Annotated in this window: 17 protein-coding genes and 1 pseudogene; 13 read left to right on the plus strand and 5 right to left on the minus strand. The window is 59.5% G+C overall.

Going from position 1 to position 15,278, the window contains the following annotated elements; all coding sequences use genetic code 11:
* Nucleotides 1–94: 94 nt before the first annotated feature.
* Nucleotides 95–1,042 carry an alpha/beta hydrolase gene (locus ACIOWE_RS26495; RefSeq protein WP_201236388.1) on the plus strand — a complete coding sequence of 316 codons (948 nt, stop codon included), beginning with the start codon at nucleotides 95–97 and terminating at the stop codon, nucleotides 1,040–1,042.
* A 131-nt stretch (nucleotides 1,043–1,173) separates the two neighbouring features.
* On the opposite strand, the gene ACIOWE_RS26500 is transcribed toward ACIOWE_RS26495, so the two are convergent.
* The gene (locus ACIOWE_RS26500; RefSeq protein ID WP_401397634.1) at nucleotides 1,174–1,905 is read right to left on the minus strand and encodes a DUF2059 domain-containing protein; all 732 of its coding nucleotides are present in this window, start codon (nucleotides 1,903–1,905) and stop codon (nucleotides 1,174–1,176) included.
* A gap of 108 nt (nucleotides 1,906–2,013) precedes the next feature.
* Here ACIOWE_RS26500 and ACIOWE_RS26505 point away from each other — a divergent pair, with 108 nt between their 5' ends.
* Both ACIOWE_RS26505 and ACIOWE_RS26510 read left to right on the plus strand, forming a co-directional pair.
* A complete protein-coding gene (locus ACIOWE_RS26505) occupies nucleotides 2,014–2,646 on the plus strand; it encodes a 2OG-Fe(II) oxygenase (protein ID WP_401397637.1) in 633 nt (210 codons plus the stop codon).
* 2 nt (nucleotides 2,647–2,648) lie between these two features.
* Nucleotides 2,649–3,134, plus strand: coding sequence for a DUF523 domain-containing protein (locus tag ACIOWE_RS26510; RefSeq protein WP_401397666.1), 486 nt, complete (start codon nucleotides 2,649–2,651; stop codon nucleotides 3,132–3,134).
* Nucleotides 3,135–3,254: 120 nt separating this feature from the next.
* Here ACIOWE_RS26510 and ACIOWE_RS26515 read toward each other — a convergent pair whose 3' ends face one another.
* A complete protein-coding gene (locus ACIOWE_RS26515; RefSeq protein ID WP_201236391.1) occupies nucleotides 3,255–3,824 on the minus strand; it encodes a transporter substrate-binding domain-containing protein in 570 nt (189 codons plus the stop codon).
* Between the two features lie 135 nt (nucleotides 3,825–3,959).
* Between ACIOWE_RS26515 and ACIOWE_RS26520 the strand changes: the two genes are divergently transcribed.
* Entirely contained in the window at nucleotides 3,960–4,385 is a 426-nt protein-coding gene (locus ACIOWE_RS26520; protein WP_401397640.1) for a DUF4399 domain-containing protein, read from the plus strand.
* Between the two features lie 60 nt (nucleotides 4,386–4,445).
* On the opposite strand, the gene serA is transcribed toward ACIOWE_RS26520, so the two are convergent.
* On the minus strand, nucleotides 4,446–5,675 hold the full coding sequence (gene serA, locus ACIOWE_RS26525; protein WP_201236393.1) for a phosphoglycerate dehydrogenase: 1,230 nt from the start codon (nucleotides 5,673–5,675) through the stop codon (nucleotides 4,446–4,448).
* Nucleotides 5,676–5,881: 206 nt separating this feature from the next.
* Between serA and ACIOWE_RS26530 the strand changes: the two genes are divergently transcribed.
* From ACIOWE_RS26530 to ACIOWE_RS26545, 4 genes are all read left to right on the plus strand, one after another.
* The gene (locus tag ACIOWE_RS26530) at nucleotides 5,882–7,276 is read left to right on the plus strand and encodes an FAD-binding oxidoreductase (protein ID WP_401397643.1); all 1,395 of its coding nucleotides are present in this window, start codon (nucleotides 5,882–5,884) and stop codon (nucleotides 7,274–7,276) included.
* Between the two features lie 41 nt (nucleotides 7,277–7,317).
* Entirely contained in the window at nucleotides 7,318–7,983 is a 666-nt protein-coding gene (locus tag ACIOWE_RS26535; RefSeq protein WP_401397646.1) for a fumarylacetoacetate hydrolase family protein, read from the plus strand.
* A gap of 309 nt (nucleotides 7,984–8,292) precedes the next feature.
* Nucleotides 8,293–9,216, plus strand: coding sequence for an SdiA-regulated domain-containing protein (locus ACIOWE_RS26540; RefSeq protein WP_401397649.1), 924 nt, complete (start codon nucleotides 8,293–8,295; stop codon nucleotides 9,214–9,216).
* A gap of 112 nt (nucleotides 9,217–9,328) precedes the next feature.
* Nucleotides 9,329–10,246: an SdiA-regulated domain-containing protein gene (locus ACIOWE_RS26545; RefSeq protein ID WP_401397652.1), complete on the plus strand. Its 918-nt coding sequence runs from the start codon at nucleotides 9,329–9,331 to the stop codon at nucleotides 10,244–10,246.
* Between the two features lie 182 nt (nucleotides 10,247–10,428).
* Here the strand turns inward: ACIOWE_RS26545 and rpiA are convergent, their stop codons facing one another.
* Nucleotides 10,429–11,103, minus strand: coding sequence for a ribose-5-phosphate isomerase RpiA (rpiA, locus tag ACIOWE_RS26550; protein ID WP_007913886.1), 675 nt, complete (start codon nucleotides 11,101–11,103; stop codon nucleotides 10,429–10,431).
* A gap of 339 nt (nucleotides 11,104–11,442) precedes the next feature.
* On the opposite strand from rpiA, the gene ilvA reads away from it, so the two are divergent.
* The 4 genes from ilvA to ACIOWE_RS26570 are packed head-to-tail and all read left to right on the plus strand — an operon-like array spanning nucleotide 11,443 to nucleotide 14,116.
* Complete coding sequence (gene ilvA / locus ACIOWE_RS26555; protein WP_401397655.1) at nucleotides 11,443–12,957, plus strand: threonine ammonia-lyase, biosynthetic; 1,515 nt, start codon at nucleotides 11,443–11,445, stop codon at nucleotides 12,955–12,957.
* A gap of 39 nt (nucleotides 12,958–12,996) precedes the next feature.
* Nucleotides 12,997–13,410: a DUF2269 family protein gene (locus ACIOWE_RS26560; RefSeq protein ID WP_401397657.1), complete on the plus strand. Its 414-nt coding sequence runs from the start codon at nucleotides 12,997–12,999 to the stop codon at nucleotides 13,408–13,410.
* A gap of 15 nt (nucleotides 13,411–13,425) precedes the next feature.
* Complete coding sequence (locus ACIOWE_RS26565; RefSeq protein WP_401397660.1) at nucleotides 13,426–13,608, plus strand: NAD-dependent epimerase/dehydratase family protein; 183 nt, start codon at nucleotides 13,426–13,428, stop codon at nucleotides 13,606–13,608.
* Nucleotides 13,609–13,648: 40 nt separating this feature from the next.
* Nucleotides 13,649–14,116, plus strand: a complete 468-nt coding sequence (locus ACIOWE_RS26570; protein WP_401397663.1) for a DUF2269 family protein — start codon at nucleotides 13,649–13,651, stop codon at nucleotides 14,114–14,116.
* 45 nt (nucleotides 14,117–14,161) lie between these two features.
* Here ACIOWE_RS26570 and ACIOWE_RS26575 read toward each other — a convergent pair whose 3' ends face one another.
* Nucleotides 14,162–14,818 (minus strand): HAD family phosphatase, encoded by a 657-nt coding sequence (locus tag ACIOWE_RS26575; protein ID WP_201236399.1) that lies wholly within the window; start codon nucleotides 14,816–14,818, stop codon nucleotides 14,162–14,164.
* A 143-nt stretch (nucleotides 14,819–14,961) separates the two neighbouring features.
* On the opposite strand from ACIOWE_RS26575, the pseudogene ACIOWE_RS26580 reads away from it, so the two are divergent.
* A pseudogene (locus tag ACIOWE_RS26580) lies at nucleotides 14,962–15,186 on the plus strand (NUDIX domain-containing protein); the annotation flags it as partial.
* Between the last annotated feature and the right edge of the window lie 92 nt (nucleotides 15,187–15,278).

Raw genomic sequence — 15,278 nt, forward strand, 5'->3', positions numbered from 1 at the left:
TCGATCCCGAGGAGGTGGGCTAGCTTGCCATGCTTGCCGCGACAGATGAATATCGCAGGCCGATAAAGTCTGTTTACTGTTCTGGAATTGCCTCATGCCTGCCACTTTCGACCCCGATCAAATCCGCGCCAGCCTCAAGCCTCTGGCCGAGTGGCAGGCGTTGTCGGAGGAGGCCAAGGCCTATCAGCGGTTCTATAAAACCGACTTCCCCGAGCGCGATGTCTGGCGCGGCATGGGGCGGTTTGCCGTGGACGGTTACGAACTGGTCAGCCATTGTTGGTGGCCGGAGAAGGTCAAGGGCACGCTGTTTCTGCTGCACGGTTTCTACGATCACACCGGGCTCTATCGGCATGTGATCGAGTGGGCGCTGGACCAGGATTTTGCCGTGATCGCCTGCGACTTGCCGGGGCATGGTCTGTCGAGTGGGCCGCGAGCGAGCATCCGTGACTTCTCCGAATATCAGGACGCGCTGCAAGCCTTGTTCGCCGAAGCGAATTCGATTGCGCTACCTCAGCCGTGGCACTTGTGCGGGCAAAGTACCGGCGGGGCGATCGTGGTCGATCATGTGCTCAATCATGGCGAGAACAGCCCGGCGCAGGGGCAGTTGATCTTGTTGTCGCCGCTGGTGCGGCCGCGGGCGTGGGGCTGGTCGCAGCTGAGTTACTACCTGCTCAGACCGTTCGTGCGGGGCATCGCCCGGCGCTTCAGCGAGAATTCCAATGACCCGGATTTCCTGCCGTTTCTGCTGGCCGATCCGTTGCAGCCCAAGCGCTTGCCGACGGCATGGGTCGGGGCGCTTTCACGCTGGATCAACCGCGTGGAATACGCGAAAAAAAGTCCGCGACGGCCGCTGATCATTCAGGGGCAGGCGGACATGACGGTCGACTGGCAGCACAATTTGCAGGTATTGAAGTGGAAGTTCGATCGGCCGCAGATCTTGCTGCTGCCCGAGGCGCGGCATCACCTGGCCAATGAGACGGCGGAGATGCGCGAGGAGTATTTCGAGTTTTTGAGCAAGCGGATCAGGGGCAGAAATCTCTAGCGTCTGTGAGGGCCTCTTCGCGAGCAGGCTCGCTCCCACATTGGATCTTCAGAGGATATAAAACTTGTGAGCATCCCGAATCCCTGTGGGAGCGAGCCTGCTCGCGAAGGCGGCCGGTCAGGCGCTAAAAATCACTGCCCTACCGCTAGGCCTGCGCGGATCGCTGCCAGCGCCGCCTGGTAATAAGCCTTGCCCTCGGTCGATTCGGCAAACGTCGCGAACTCTTCCAGCTCTTCATCCGACAGGTCGCGATACACGTAGAGCAGGGTGTTGTTCATGTCCGCGCCAATCTGGTCCATCAAGCGCTGACGCTGGCCGTTCAACATGCCTTGCGCCTGACCGCCACCGAGCAGGCCGGGGATCATCGAACTCAAACTGTCCGCCGCCACGCCGGCAATCGCCAGACTGACTTCGGCGCCAGCCTCGCGGGCAGGCAGAGCCTGGGCGAGGTGACCAATGATCAGCAGGCGGCTGTCGCTGGCCGGCATCTTCGGCAAGCCCTTGGCATTTTTTGCCAGTTGATCGCGGCGGGTCGCGAGTAATTCAGCCGCGACGATTTTCTTGCCCAGCGGCGATTGAAAGAACGACAGGGCCGGCTTCGGATCAGCGAGGTTCTGCCGCAGTTGTGCTTCGGCACGTTGATCCATGGCCTGTGGGGCAAAGCGCTGATTGCTGTTGTTCACCAGCGCTTGAAACACGGCGGGCGGCAGGCTGCTTTGATAGCGCTGCTGCGCGGCACTCAGGGCGTCATTGAAATGCGCACGTTGATCTGGCCAGCCGGCGACCTTGTACAGCTGATCGTGGCCGTCCGCCCAGGCGGGCAAAACACAGAACATCAACAGTGAAAAAAGCAAACGGCGCATAGGGACTCCTGTCAGCAGCGGACTATTCTCCGTGCGGTGCCGGTACTTGTCGAGAATTCGTATCCCGCCGCCGCGTGGCTCTGTCGGATTTCTTGCCGCCGACATACTATGCGCGCCATGCAAATATCCTCTGAACACCCGCTGCTGTTACGCATTGTCGACGACCTGGCCGAACACGGCTGGTCGCAGCAGAACATTTTCCTGCCCGCCGGTTTGACCCGCGAGCTGGCGGCCGAGTGCCGCAAACGTGAGGCCGAGGGTGAACTGGCGCCGGCGGCGGTTGGCCGTGGGCCGTTTTCAGAGATTCGTGAAGGTATTCGCGGCGACCATATCCAGTGGATCGATCCCGGTCAGGCCGAGGCCAGCGACCGTTATCTGAACCTGATGAACAGCCTGCGTGAGGCACTCAACCGGGGCTTGTTCCTCGGCCTTGAAGACTTTGAATGCCATTTCGCCCTGTACCCGCCGGGTGCGTTTTATCGCAGGCATGTCGACCGTTTCCGCGACGATGACAAGCGCATGGTTTCGGTGGTGGTCTACCTCAACGATGGCTGGCTGCCGGAGGACGGTGGTCAGTTGCGCATGTACCTGAGCGATGAGCGCGTGCATGACGTGCAGCCTACTGGCGGTTGTCTGGTGGTGTTTCTCTCCGGCGAAGTACCGCATGAAGTGCTGCCGGCCAATCGTGAACGCCTGTCGCTGACCGGTTGGTTCCGCCGCCGTGGCAACGAGCCGTTCTGATGATGGAAAAGATTCTGGTCAGCCGCTGCCTGTTGGGCCATCGCGTGCGTTATGACGGCGGAGCCAGCGGGCCGTTCGATTTGCTCGAACAGTGGATTGTCGAAGGACGGGTGGTGCCGTTATGTCCGGAAGTCGCGGGTGGTTTGCCGACACCTCGTGCCGCAGCGGAAATCCCGGGCGGGCAGGGTGGTGAAGTGCTCGATGGCGTTGCCGCTGTGATTACCACCGATGGCGAGGATGTCAGCGCGCAGTTTCTGGATGGTGCTCGGCAGGCGCTGGAGTTGGTGCGCAAGCACGGTATTCGGGTGGCGGTGCTCAAGGCCAATAGCCCGTCGTGCGGCAATCTGCTCACGTATGACGGCACGTTCAGTGGAGTGAAAGTCTCCGGCGAAGGCGTGACGGCTGCGCTGCTCAAGCGCCATGGCGTGCAGGTTTTCAGCGAACTCGAATTGCCTCAGGCTGCAACAGCCCTGACACAACTGGACTAAAAACAAACCGCATATCCCATGTAGGAGTGAGCCTGCTCGCGATAGCGGTGTGTCAGTTAACAATTATGTCGACTGACCTGACGCCATCGCGAGCAGGCTCACTCCTACAGGGTTTTGTGTTCACTCGGGTTTGGGGAACCATTTCGCCGACAGCGCCGCCAGTCGCCCATCTGCCTTGATCCGCTGCATCGCGCTCGCAAGGCTGGCCTGAAACGCCGGATTACCCTTCTGAAACGGAATCGCCAATTCCACCGGGGCACTCACCGGCGGCTTCTCTTCAGTCAACGCCTGCACCAGCACCATCGGCCGTGGTTGCTCATCCTTTTTCGCCAGCAGTTGCGAATCAACCTTGCCGTAAGGCTCGCTGAAGTCGAAACGATCCTTGAGTTCAGGTGTCAGTGCTATGTGGTTGAGCGCGACGTCGTATTTGCCGCTTTCAACGCCCTGGAGCAGATCGCCCTCGTCGGTGACGATAAAGTCGGCACGCACATCGAGCTCGTTGGCCAGCAGTTGCCCCAGCTCGACCTCGAACCCCGTGAGTGTGTCGCCATCCTTGAAATTGAAGGGCGGTGTATTAGCCTCAAGGGCTATGCGCAACTCGCCACGGTCGTTGACGTCATCAATCAGTTCGGCGTGAGCCAAAGGGCTCAAAAGGGGTAGCAGGCAGATCAGGCCAGGCAGAAAACGCATGGTCACTCCTTTGAAATCATTATCGCGACGCTCTGATTCAGGCTCGCTTTGCTATGGTTGTCGAGTGCCTTCGACAACGAAAGGTCATGAAGTTGTCATGACCGTGCGGATTTTACGGAAAAACTGGAGAAGAGAATGAAAACATTCATGTCACGTGCCGCTTTGGCGGGCCTGCTGTTGGGTGCTTCGATGATGGCCAGCGCTGCGACGCCGGCGCCGGCGGGTGCTTCAGTCAGTATCGTCGAGCCGAGCAGTGGCGCCGTTGTGGACAAGACATTCAAGGTCAAGTTTGAAGTCAAAGGTATCGCGCTGGCACCGGCGGGTGACGTCACCGCAAACACCGGTCACCACCATTTGCTTGTCGATGCCAAGAGTACGATTCCCGCAGGCCAGGTCATTCCGGTCGACGCCAACCATATCCACTTTGGCAAAGCTCAAACCGAAACCGAGCTGACACTGACCCCGGGCAAGCACACCTTGCAACTGGAGCTGGGCGACAAGGGCCACATGGCTTTCGACCCGCCAATCGTTTCGGAAAAGATTACCGTGACCGTGAAATAAGTTTTTCACCGATATGAAAAAGGGAGCCCGAAGGCTCCCTTTTTTGTCGCTTGACGCGGATCAGAACAGAACGCGACTACGAATAGTGCCGTTGATGTGCTGCAGCTTCTCTTGCGCAAGGTCCGAGTACTCGGCGTCGACGTCGATCACCACGTAGCCAACCTTCTCGTTGGTCTGCAGGAACTGACCGGAGATGTTGATGCCGTTTTCGGCGAAGACCTTGTTGATCTCGCTCATCACACCCGGGATGTTCTCGTGGATGTGCAGCAGGCGGTGCTTGCCAGGGTGAGCCGGCAGGGCCACTTCCGGGAAGTTCACCGACGAAACGGAGGTGCCGTTGTCGCTGTACTTGACCAGTTTTTCTGCCACTTCCAGACCGATGTTGGCTTGCGCTTCGGCGGTCGAGCCACCGATGTGCGGGGTCAGGATCACGTTGTCGAGGCCACGCAGCGGGCTTTCGAACTCTTCGTCGTTGGAGCGTGGTTCCACCGGGAATACGTCGATGGCCGCGCCGATCAGGTGCTTGTCCTTGATCGCGTCGGCCAGGGCGTCCAGCTCGACCACGGTGCCGCGTGCAGCGTTGATCAGGATGCCGCCCTTCTTGATGGCGCGGATTTCCTTCTCGCCGATCATCCACTGGGTCGCAGCAGTTTCCGGAACGTGCAGGGTGACGATGTCGGACATGCCCAGCAGCTCGGTCAGGTTGCCGACCTGAGTGGCGTTGCCCAGCGGCAGCTTGGTCACGGTGTCGTAGAAGAACACCTGCATGCCCAGGCCTTCAGCCAGAACCGACAGCTGAGTACCGATCGAGCCGTAGCCGACGATGCCCAGCTTCTTGCCACGGATCTCGAAGGAGTTGGCCGCAGACTTGATCCAGCCACCACGGTGGCAGGAAGCGTTTTTCTCAGGGATGCCGCGCAGCAGCAGGATCGCTTCGGCCAGAACCAGCTCGGCAACCGAACGGGTGTTGGAGTACGGCGCGTTGAACACGGCGATACCGCGCTCGCGGGCAGCACTCAGGTCAACCTGGTTGGTGCCGATGCAGAAACAGCCGACCGCTACCAGCTTCTTCGCGTGATCGAAGATCTCTTCGGTCAGTTGGGTGCGCGAACGAATGCCGATGAAGTGAGCGTCAGCAATCTTTTCCTTGAGCTGGGCTTCCGGCAGAGAACCCGTGAGGTACTCGATGCTGGTGTAGCCCGCCGCCTTGAGGACGTCGACAGCCGATTGGTGGACGCCTTCGAGAAGAAGGAACTTGATCTTGCTCTTATCGAGAGAAGTCTTGCTCATCTGCGTAAACCTGTATCCCGGAGAAAAATGGCAGGGAAGGGAGCAGCCTGGAGCTGACCCAAACGGCAGGAAAGCCGTTACCGCAGATCTGGCCTTGGGCACTGGCCTGCGGGGTCGGTATGCTAGCATAGCCGCCCCGCTAAACACTCATTCCTGCGACGTGAAGCGTTCTCAGGATGACCATGAATTGTTCGAGAGTTCTGTCGATGACCAATCCTGCCCTGATTGATGAACTGAAGACCCTGGTCGAGCCTGGCAAGGTCCTGACCGACGCCGACTCCCTGAACGCGTACGGCAAGGATTGGACCAAGCACTTCGCCCCGGCGCCGAGCGCCATCGTGTTCCCCAAAACCATCGAGCAGGTCCAGGCCGTGGTTCGTTGGGCCAACACGCACAAGGTCGCGCTGGTGCCATCGGGCGGGCGCACCGGGCTTTCCGCCGCTGCGGTGGCCGCGAATGGCGAAGTGGTCGTGTCGTTCGACTACATGAACCAGATTCTCGACGTGAACCTCACCGACCGCACCGCCGTGTGTCAGCCGGGCGTGGTCACCGAGCATTTGCAGAACGTCGCCGAAGAAAAAGGCCTGTATTACCCGGTCGACTTTGCTTCGGCCGGTTCCAGCCAGATTGGCGGCAATATCGGCACCAATGCCGGCGGGATCAAGGTGATTCGCTACGGCATGACCCGCAACTGGGTGGCCGGTATGAAAGTCGTCACTGGTAAGGGCGATGTGCTGGAGCTGAACAAAGACCTGATCAAGAACGCCACCGGGTACGACCTGCGTCAGCTGTTCATTGGCGCTGAAGGCACCCTCGGTTTCGTCGTCGAAGCGACCATGCGTCTGGATCGTGCACCGAAAAACCTCACCGCGATGGTCCTTGGCACCGCCGATTTCGACTCGATCATGCCGGTGCTGCACGCCTTCCAGGGCAAGCTCGACCTGACCGCGTTCGAATTCTTCTCCGATAAAGCCCTGGCCAAAGTCATGGGCCGTGGTGACGTACCGGCACCGTTCGAAACCGACTGCCCGTTCTACGCCTTGCTGGAATTCGAAGCGACCAGCGAAGAAGTGGCCAACAGCGCGCTGGAAACCTTCGAGCACTGCGTCGAGCAGGGCTGGGTGCTGGACGGGGTGATGAGCCAGAGCGAATCGCAGCTGCAGAATCTATGGAAACTGCGCGAGTACATTTCCGAGACCATCTCGCACTGGACACCGTACAAGAACGACATTTCGGTCACCGTCTCGAAAGTGCCGGCGTTCTTGCAGGAAATCGACGCAATCGTCGGCAAACACTACCCGGATTTCGAAATTGTCTGGTTCGGCCACATCGGCGACGGCAACCTGCACCTGAATATCCTCAAGCCGGACAACCTGAGCAAGGACGAGTTCTTCGCCAAGTGCGCCACCGTCAACAAGTGGGTGTTCGAAACCGTCGAGAAGTACAACGGTTCGATCTCCGCCGAACACGGCGTCGGCATGACCAAACGCGATTACTTGACCTACAGCCGTTCGCCGGTCGAAATCGAGTACATGAAAGCGGTCAAAGCGGTGTTCGACCCGAACGGCATCATGAACCCGGGCAAGATCTTCGCGGTTTGATTGGCAATCCTTGATGAATCAATGAAGGCAGGAGTCGGTAAATGAGCTATCAGCACCAGTATGTCGACGGCACGCGCATCCACTTCCCGATCGGGAAAGTCGTGTGCATTGGCCGTAATTACGCCGAACACGCCAAGGAACTGGACAACCCGGTCCCTACCGAACCGCTGCTGTTCATCAAGCCGGGCAGTTGCGTGGTCGAGCTGGAAGGCGGTTTCAGCATTCCGACCGAGCGCGGTTCGGTGCATTACGAAGCGGAAATCGCCGTGTTGATCGGCAAGCCGCTGTCGACCAAGCCGAGCCGTGAAGAAGTGCTCGACGCAATCTCCGGTTTCGCCCCGGCACTGGATTTGACCCTGCGCGACAAGCAGGCTGAATTGAAAGCCAAGGGCCTGCCATGGGAAATCGCCAAGTCGTTCGACGGCGCGGCGGTGATTGCACCGTTCGTGGTCGGCAGCACATTTGCGGACCTCACCGACATTGGCATTCGCCTGACCATCAACGGTGAAGTGCGTCAGGACGGCAACAGCAGCGCGATGCTCAATCCGATCGTGCCGATGATTCAGCACATGGCCGGCTGCTTCTCGCTGCAGGCCGGTGATGTGATCCTCACTGGCACGCCAGTGGGTGTTGGCCCGCTGAATGTCGGCGATGACATCGTCCTCGAACTGGTTGACGCCAGCAGCTTCACCAGCAGCGTTCGCTAACTCTGCCATCCTTCCTTTGTTAAGGATGACACCGCAACTGTGGCGAGGGAGCTTGCTCCCGCTGGACTGCGCAGCAGGCCCCGGCTTTTGAATTGAAAAGCAGGGCCGCTTCGCGCCCCAGCGGGAGCAAGCTCCCTCGCCACAGGAGCCCAGCCGACATTTTTGGTGTTGTGCCCGCAATGGCGCAGGGCAATCCCGCCATTTGCCGTTTTTTTCACATCTTGTACGGATAATTCCTCTCATTCTGGCGTCTTAGCCGGCCTCTTTATGCTATTACCCATAGCCTGAAATTTCGGAAAGCGTCCCTCGATGTCATCTCAAGCTCAGCTCAAAAACTCTCGCCGCTCACGTTTCGCCCTGCGCTGGTACGCCTGGCTGCTGCTGGTGATTGCCGCTGCGTATGCGCTGGCGTTCGCCATGCATTGGGATGATCGCGGCGTGCTGTGGCTGCAGGAGCGCTTCGAAAGCCAGGCCGAGCAGAAAGAAAGCATCTGGCTGCCGGACTATCGGGTGGTCATTGATGCCAAGCCGCTGACGGGCATGGAAAAGGACGAGGCCTCCGACCTGTCCTACAACCCGCAGACCAAAACCCTGTTTTCAGTGATGGGCAAAAACCCGTTTCTCGCCGAGCTGACCCTGCAAGGGGAAGTGCTGCGCAAAATGCCGCTGGTGGGCTGGAGCAATCCGGAAGGCCTGACCGTCATGGAAAACGGCTTGATGGCGATCGTCGATGAGCGCCAGCACATGCTCTCGATCGTCAAAGTCGATGCCGATACCCGTGAACTGAACATAGCCAATTTCCCCAAATACGACCTCGGTCCGTCGAAAGACCAGAACAAGGCCTTTGAAGCGATCGCCTGGGACCCGCGCAACCACCAGTTACTGCTGGGTGAAGAACGCCCACCAGCGCTGTTCACCTGGAAAAGCGATGGCAGCCAGACTCTGAACGGCGACAAGCAGAAGCTGGCCAGTGATGAGCTGGATATACGCAATCTCTCGGCGCTGGCAATCGACCCGCGCACCGGCCACATGCTGGTACTGTCCGCCGATTCGCACCTGTTGCTGGAACTGGACGAGAAGGGCGAACAGGTCAGCTTCATGACCCTGCTCGGCGGCTTTAATGGCTTGAAGAAAACCATTCCCCGCGCCGAAGGCGTGACCATGGACGAGGTGGACACGCTGTACATGGTCAGCGAGCCGAACCTGTTCTACCGCTTCGAAAAACAGAAATGATGTTCCTGAGCTGCCACAGGGTTCTCTTGTGGTCGCGGGCAAGTGGCCATTAAGCTCCAGTTCAGACAGGCGTGATATTTCATCCGCCTGTTTTGATTCCGAGCCCAGCCGAATGCGTCGACTTGCCCATCCCAAACCCATTGTCATCATCCTGTCGGTGATTGCCCTGATCGCGTTGATTGCGATCGGCCAATACATGCGCCTGTTTGAGCGCGCCTGGTTCAACCTGCACACGCTGTGGCAGCCGCTGAACAGTGAGGCCATTGGTCTGGATCAATATCGCGTAGACATCGAGGCGCGGGTGATCGACGGTCTGGAAGCCGATGTTTCCGCGCTGACCTTCGATCCGGTGCGCAAAAGCCTGTTTACCGTAACCAACAAAAATGCCGAACTGGTCGAGCTGTCGCTGGAAGGCAAGATCCTGCGGCGCATCGCTCTGATCGGTTTTGGCGATCCCGAAGCGGTCGAGTACATCAGCGCCGACACCTACGTGATCACCGACGAGCGCCAGCAGCGGCTGATCAAAATTCATCTGGAAGAGGGTACGACCTTCCTCGATGCAGCTGACGCCGAGCAGATGACGCTTGGCGTGCATATGGCGGGCAACAAGGGCTTCGAAGGACTGGCTTACGACTCGGTGGGCAAACGCTTGTTTGTCGCGAAAGAGCGCAATCCGATGCTGATCTACGAAGTGCATGGTTTCCCGCACTTCAATCCGGAAAAATCCTACGCGGTGCACGTGATCAACAACCCCAAGCGCGATGCCGGGATGTTTGTGCGCGATCTGTCGAGCCTGCAATACGATGAGCGCAGCGGCCATTTACTGGCGCTGTCGGACGAGTCGCGGTTGATTCTGGAGCTGGATGTGGACGGACGTCCATTGAGCACGATGTCCATTAGCGGCGGTCGCCAGGGATTGCAGAAAACCGTGCCGCAGGCGGAGGGCATTGCGATGGATGATGACGGGACGCTGTATCTGGTGAGTGAGCCGAACCTGTTTTACGTCTTCAAAAAACCGGCACAACCTTAACCAGCACCATAAAACACTGTGGGAGCTGGCCCTGTGGTGAGGGGATTTATCCCCGATGGGTCGCGAAGCGGCCCCAGAAAAGGGGTCTGCTGCGCAGTCCATCGGGGATAAATCCCCTCACCACAAAGGCTCACTCCTACAGGGGGTATTTCATCTGCCCATGAATAGTGGGCAGTCTGGGCTTACTCAGCCTTCAGGGTTTTCACGCCTTCGCTGGTACCCAGCAACAGCAAATCCGCCGGACGCGCCGCGAACAGACCGTTGGTGACTACGCCGACGATCGCATTGATCTGCGCTTCCAGTTCGACCGGGTTGGTGATCTGCAGGTTGAACACGTCGAGGATGATGTTGCCGTTGTCGGTCAGCACGCCTTCGCGGTAAACCGGGTCGCCGCCCAGTTTCACCAATTGGCGAGCGACGTGGCTGCGCGCCATCGGAATCACTTCCACCGGCAGCGGGAACTCACCAAGCACCGGCACCAGTTTGCTGGCGTCGGCGATGCAGATGAATGTCTTGGCCACGGCCGCCACGATCTTCTCGCGGGTCAGGGCCGCGCCGCCGCCCTTGATCAGGTTCAGATGCGCGTCGCTTTCATCGGCGCCGTCGACGTAGAACTCCAGATCGCTGACGGTGTTCAGCTCATACACCGGAATCCCGTGGCCTTTCAGGCGTGCAGCGGTGGCTTCGGAACTGGCGACTGCGCCATCGAACGCGCCCTTGTGCTGGGCCAGAGCGTCGATGAAGCAGTTGGCGGTGGAGCCGGTGCCGACCCCGACGATGCTCTTGTCGTCGAGTTTCGGAAGGATGAAGTCGACGGCGGCCTGAGCCACTGCCTGTTTGAGTTGATCCTGGGTCATGCGGGCTCCGGAAACGGGCAAGGGGAGAACGGAAAGGCCGGCATTATAGGCTTGGGGGCGAGGAAGGTCATTGCCCGATTGGCAGACAGCAGAAACATCGGTACCGGCCTGCTTTTGTGGCGAGGGAGCTTGCTCCCGCTGGAGCGCGAAGCGGTCCCCTGCATTCGTTCTGACAGATCGCATGCTCAGGTTTTACGACTGCTGCGCAGCCGAGCGGGAGCAAGCTCCCTCGCCACAATGGATTTCCAGACCGTAAAACCACCTGTTTAGTGTGGTCGCCCGGGCAAAAGCCGGGTTAGACTCCTTGGCCCTGCCCAACCCGCTCAGTGATGCTTTCCGATGCTCGAACAGTACGTCAAAAAGATCCTCGCCTCGCGCGTTTATGACGTTGCCGTAGAAACCCCGCTGCAGAACGCTCGCCAGCTCTCCGAGCGGCTGGGCAATGACATCTGGCTCAAGCGCGAAGACTTGCAGCCGGTGTTCTCGTTCAAGATTCGCGGCGCCTACAACAAGTTGACCCAACTGACCGACGAAGAGCGCGCCCGTGGCGTGGTCACCGCATCGGCGGGCAACCATGCGCAGGGTCTGGCCCTGGCGGCGAAAGTGCTGGGCGTCAAAGCCACCATCGTCATGCCCAAGACCACTCCGGAGATCAAGGTCGAAGGCGTGCGTTCGCGCGGCGGCAAAGTGGTGCTGCACGGTGACTCGTTCCCGGAAGCTTTGGCCTACTCGCTGAAACTGGTCGATGAAAAAGGCTACGTCTACATTCACCCGTACGATGATCCGCACACCATTGCCGGGCAGGGCACCGTGGCGATGGAGATTCTGCGTCAGCACCCGCAACCCCTGGACGCGATCTTCGTGCCGGTCGGCGGCGGCGGGCTGATCGCCGGCATCGCTGCTTACGTGAAATACCTGCGGCCGGACATCAAGGTCATCGGCGTCGAGCCGGACGACTCCAATTGCCTGCAAGCGGCGATGGCGGCGGGCGAGCGCGTGGTATTGCCGACCGTGGGCATTTTCGCCGACGGCGTGGCGGTGGCGCAGATCGGTCAGCACACCTTTGACATCTGCAAGGATTACGTCGATGAAGTGATCACCGTCAGCACCGACGAGATCTGCGCGGCGATCAAGGATATCTACGACGATACCCGCTCGATCACCGAACCTGCCGGCGCCTTGGGCGTCGCCGGGATCAAGAAATACGTCGAGCTGCGCGGTGTCAGCGGCCAGACCTTCGTCGCCATCGACTCCGGGGCCAACGTCAACTTCGACCGCTTGCGCCACGTTGCCGAGCGCGCCGAGCTGGGTGAAGGCCGCGAAGCGATCATCGCCGTGACCATCCCCGAGAAGGCCGGCAGCTTCAAGGCGTTCTGCGAAGCCATCGGCAAGCGTCAGATCACCGAATTCAACTACCGCTACAACACCGGCAGCGAAGCGCACATCTTCGTCGGCGTGCAGACTCACCCGGAAAACGATCCGCGCAGTGCCCTGCTGGCGAGCCTGACCGAGCAAGGTTTCCCGGTTCTCGACCTGACCGACAACGAGCTGGCCAAGTTGCACATTCGTCATATGGTCGGTGGGCATGCGGCGCACGTCATCGATGAAGTAGTGTTTCGTTTCGAGTTCCCGGAGCGTCCGGGTGCGCTGTTCAACTTCCTCAACAAGCTTGGCGGACGCTGGAATATCTCGATGTTCCATTACCGCAACCACGGCGCGGCGGATGGCCGCGTGGTCGCGGGTCTGCAAGTGCCGCATGACGAGCGTCATCTGGTACCGGCGGCGCTGGAAGAAATCGGCTACCCGTATTGGGATGAAAGTGAGAACCCGGCCTATCAGTTGTTTCTTGGCTAAGCGGCTACGCTGAAGGGCACGTCCCAAGGAATACAAAGTATGGAAACCCTGACCACCCTGAAAGTCCTGCATGTCGCCGCAACAGTCGTGTTGCTGGTCTGTGGTGTCGGCCTCGGGTACCTGACCTGGCGCAAGCGCAGCGAAGGGGCGGCGAGCACGTTGCGTCGCCCGTGGATTTTCGTCTGGTGCCTGATGTTGCTGTGCATGTTCAGCATGCCCTTCAGCGGCTGGTGGCTGGTGCACCTGGTGGGCTGGCCGTTGGGGCAGACCTGGATTCTGTTTTCCAGCGTGATCTACGCCGTGGCGACGCTCAGCACATTATGGTTGCTGGCGCGCCTGAACCGCTTGCGGATCGGCCAGGCCGGTCATTGGAAATTCACCCTGATTCTGGCAATTGTCAGCGCCGTCGGATTTTTCACGATTGCCGGATTGATGGGCGCAAAACCGGTTTAAACCGCAAGGATTTTGATGAAAATTCTCTTGGTGGGCGGCACCGCGTTTGTCGGCCGCCACCTTCTGCGTGCGCTGTGCGATGCAGGCCATTTCGTCATTGCTACCAGTCGCGAACCGCAAGTGCCGGGATGGCCAGGTGTCGAATGGCGCCAGCTCGGCCTGATCCTTACGTGGCCGTCGGCAAAAAACGGGTACTGATGGTGGCTACTTTATGGCTTCTGTGGACTGAACCTCGCCGATGAGCGCTTATCTGCTGCTGAAAACCCTGCATATTCTGTCGTCGACGATTCTCTTCGGGCTGGGTGCCGGCTCGGCTTACTACGCGCTCAGGGCATGGCGTTCGGGCAAGGTCGAAGTGATTGCCGTGACCTTCAAGCATCTGGTGTTTGCCGACTGGGCGTTCACCACCACGACAGCCGTGTTTCAACCGTTGAGTGGTTTGGGATTGATGCACATGGCCGGTTGGCCGCTGCAGCAGGCATGGCTGATGTGGAGCATTGGCCTGTATGTCCTCGCCGGGGTTTGCTGGTTGCCGGTGGTCTGGTTGCAGATCCGCGTGCACCGAATGGCCGATCAGGCACTGCTGCAGGGAACGCCGATACCTTTAAAAGCCTCGACCTACATGCGCTGGTGGTTTGCCTTGGGTTGGCCGGCATTTCTGGCGTTTATGGCGATTTTCTATCTGATGGTGGCGAAACCCGCGTGAGGCGGTGCCCACAGCGATGTGTAAAACGCTGTGGGCAAGCGGATCTCAGTCGCGCAGGCTGATTACCGGCCAGCCACGTTTCTCGGCTTCGGCGCGCAGATTCGGGTCCGGGTCGACAGCCACCGGGTTCGCCACTTGCTCAAGCAATGGCAAATCGTTCATCGAGTCGCTATAGAAATAGCTGTCGTCTAGCGAGTATCCGGTCTCTTCCAGCCAACGGTTCAGGCGCGTTACCTTGCCCTCGCGAAAGCACGGAATGTCAGTGCTGCGCCCGCTGTAGCGGCCATCAACCATCTCGCATTCGGTGGCGATCAGGGTTTCGACACCCAGACGAACGGCAATCGGCGCGGTGACGAAGCGGTTGGTTGCGGTGATGATCACCAGTTTGTCGCCGGCATCGCGGTGCTTTTTCAGCAGGTCCAGCGCTTTCGGCAGCACGATTGGTTCGATGCAGTCGCGCATGTAATCGCTGTGCCATTGATCGAGCACGGCCATTTCGGTGCGGCCGAGGATCTCCAGGCAGAAGTTCAGGTAGGCTGCGTTATCCAGTTTGCCGGCCAGGTAATCCTGATAGAACTCGTCGTTGCGCGCCTTGTAGGCGATCGGGTCGAGAAAGCCGCGTTCACACAAATAGTCGCCCCAGGCGTGATCGCTGTCGCCGCCCAGAAGGGTGTTGTCCAAATCGAATAGAGCCAGGCGCATTGCAGTTACCCGCTGAAAAGTCAGTAAAAAGGCGACAAGAATACGGTCTTTTCACAAGAGTGCACATAAGGTAGGAAGCTTCGTTGCTGCCTTATCAATCTTTGTGGAACAATGCGGCGACATGCGTTTGCGAGGTTGTTGCCGTGATCGACCCCGATGGTTTCCGCCCCAATGTCGGGATCATTCTGACGAATGACGCCGGCCAGGTGCTATGGGCTCGCCGTATCAATCAAGATGCCTGGCAGTTTCCGCAAGGGGGAATCAACCCTGAAGAGACGCCGGAAGACGCCTTGTACCGCGAGCTGAACGAAGAAGTTGGCCTGGAACGTGAAGATGTTGAAATACTCGCCTGCACCCGGGGCTGGTTGGCGGGTGGTGTTGGCGGCCCGGGGGGGGGGGGGGCCCGGCCCCCCCCGGGGGGCGGGGGGCCGACCCCCCGCGGGGTGGGGGGGGGGGGCGC

This window comes from Pseudomonas sp. NPDC087598, assembly GCF_044743525.1.
GTDB lineage: Bacteria > Pseudomonadota > Gammaproteobacteria > Pseudomonadales > Pseudomonadaceae > Aquipseudomonas.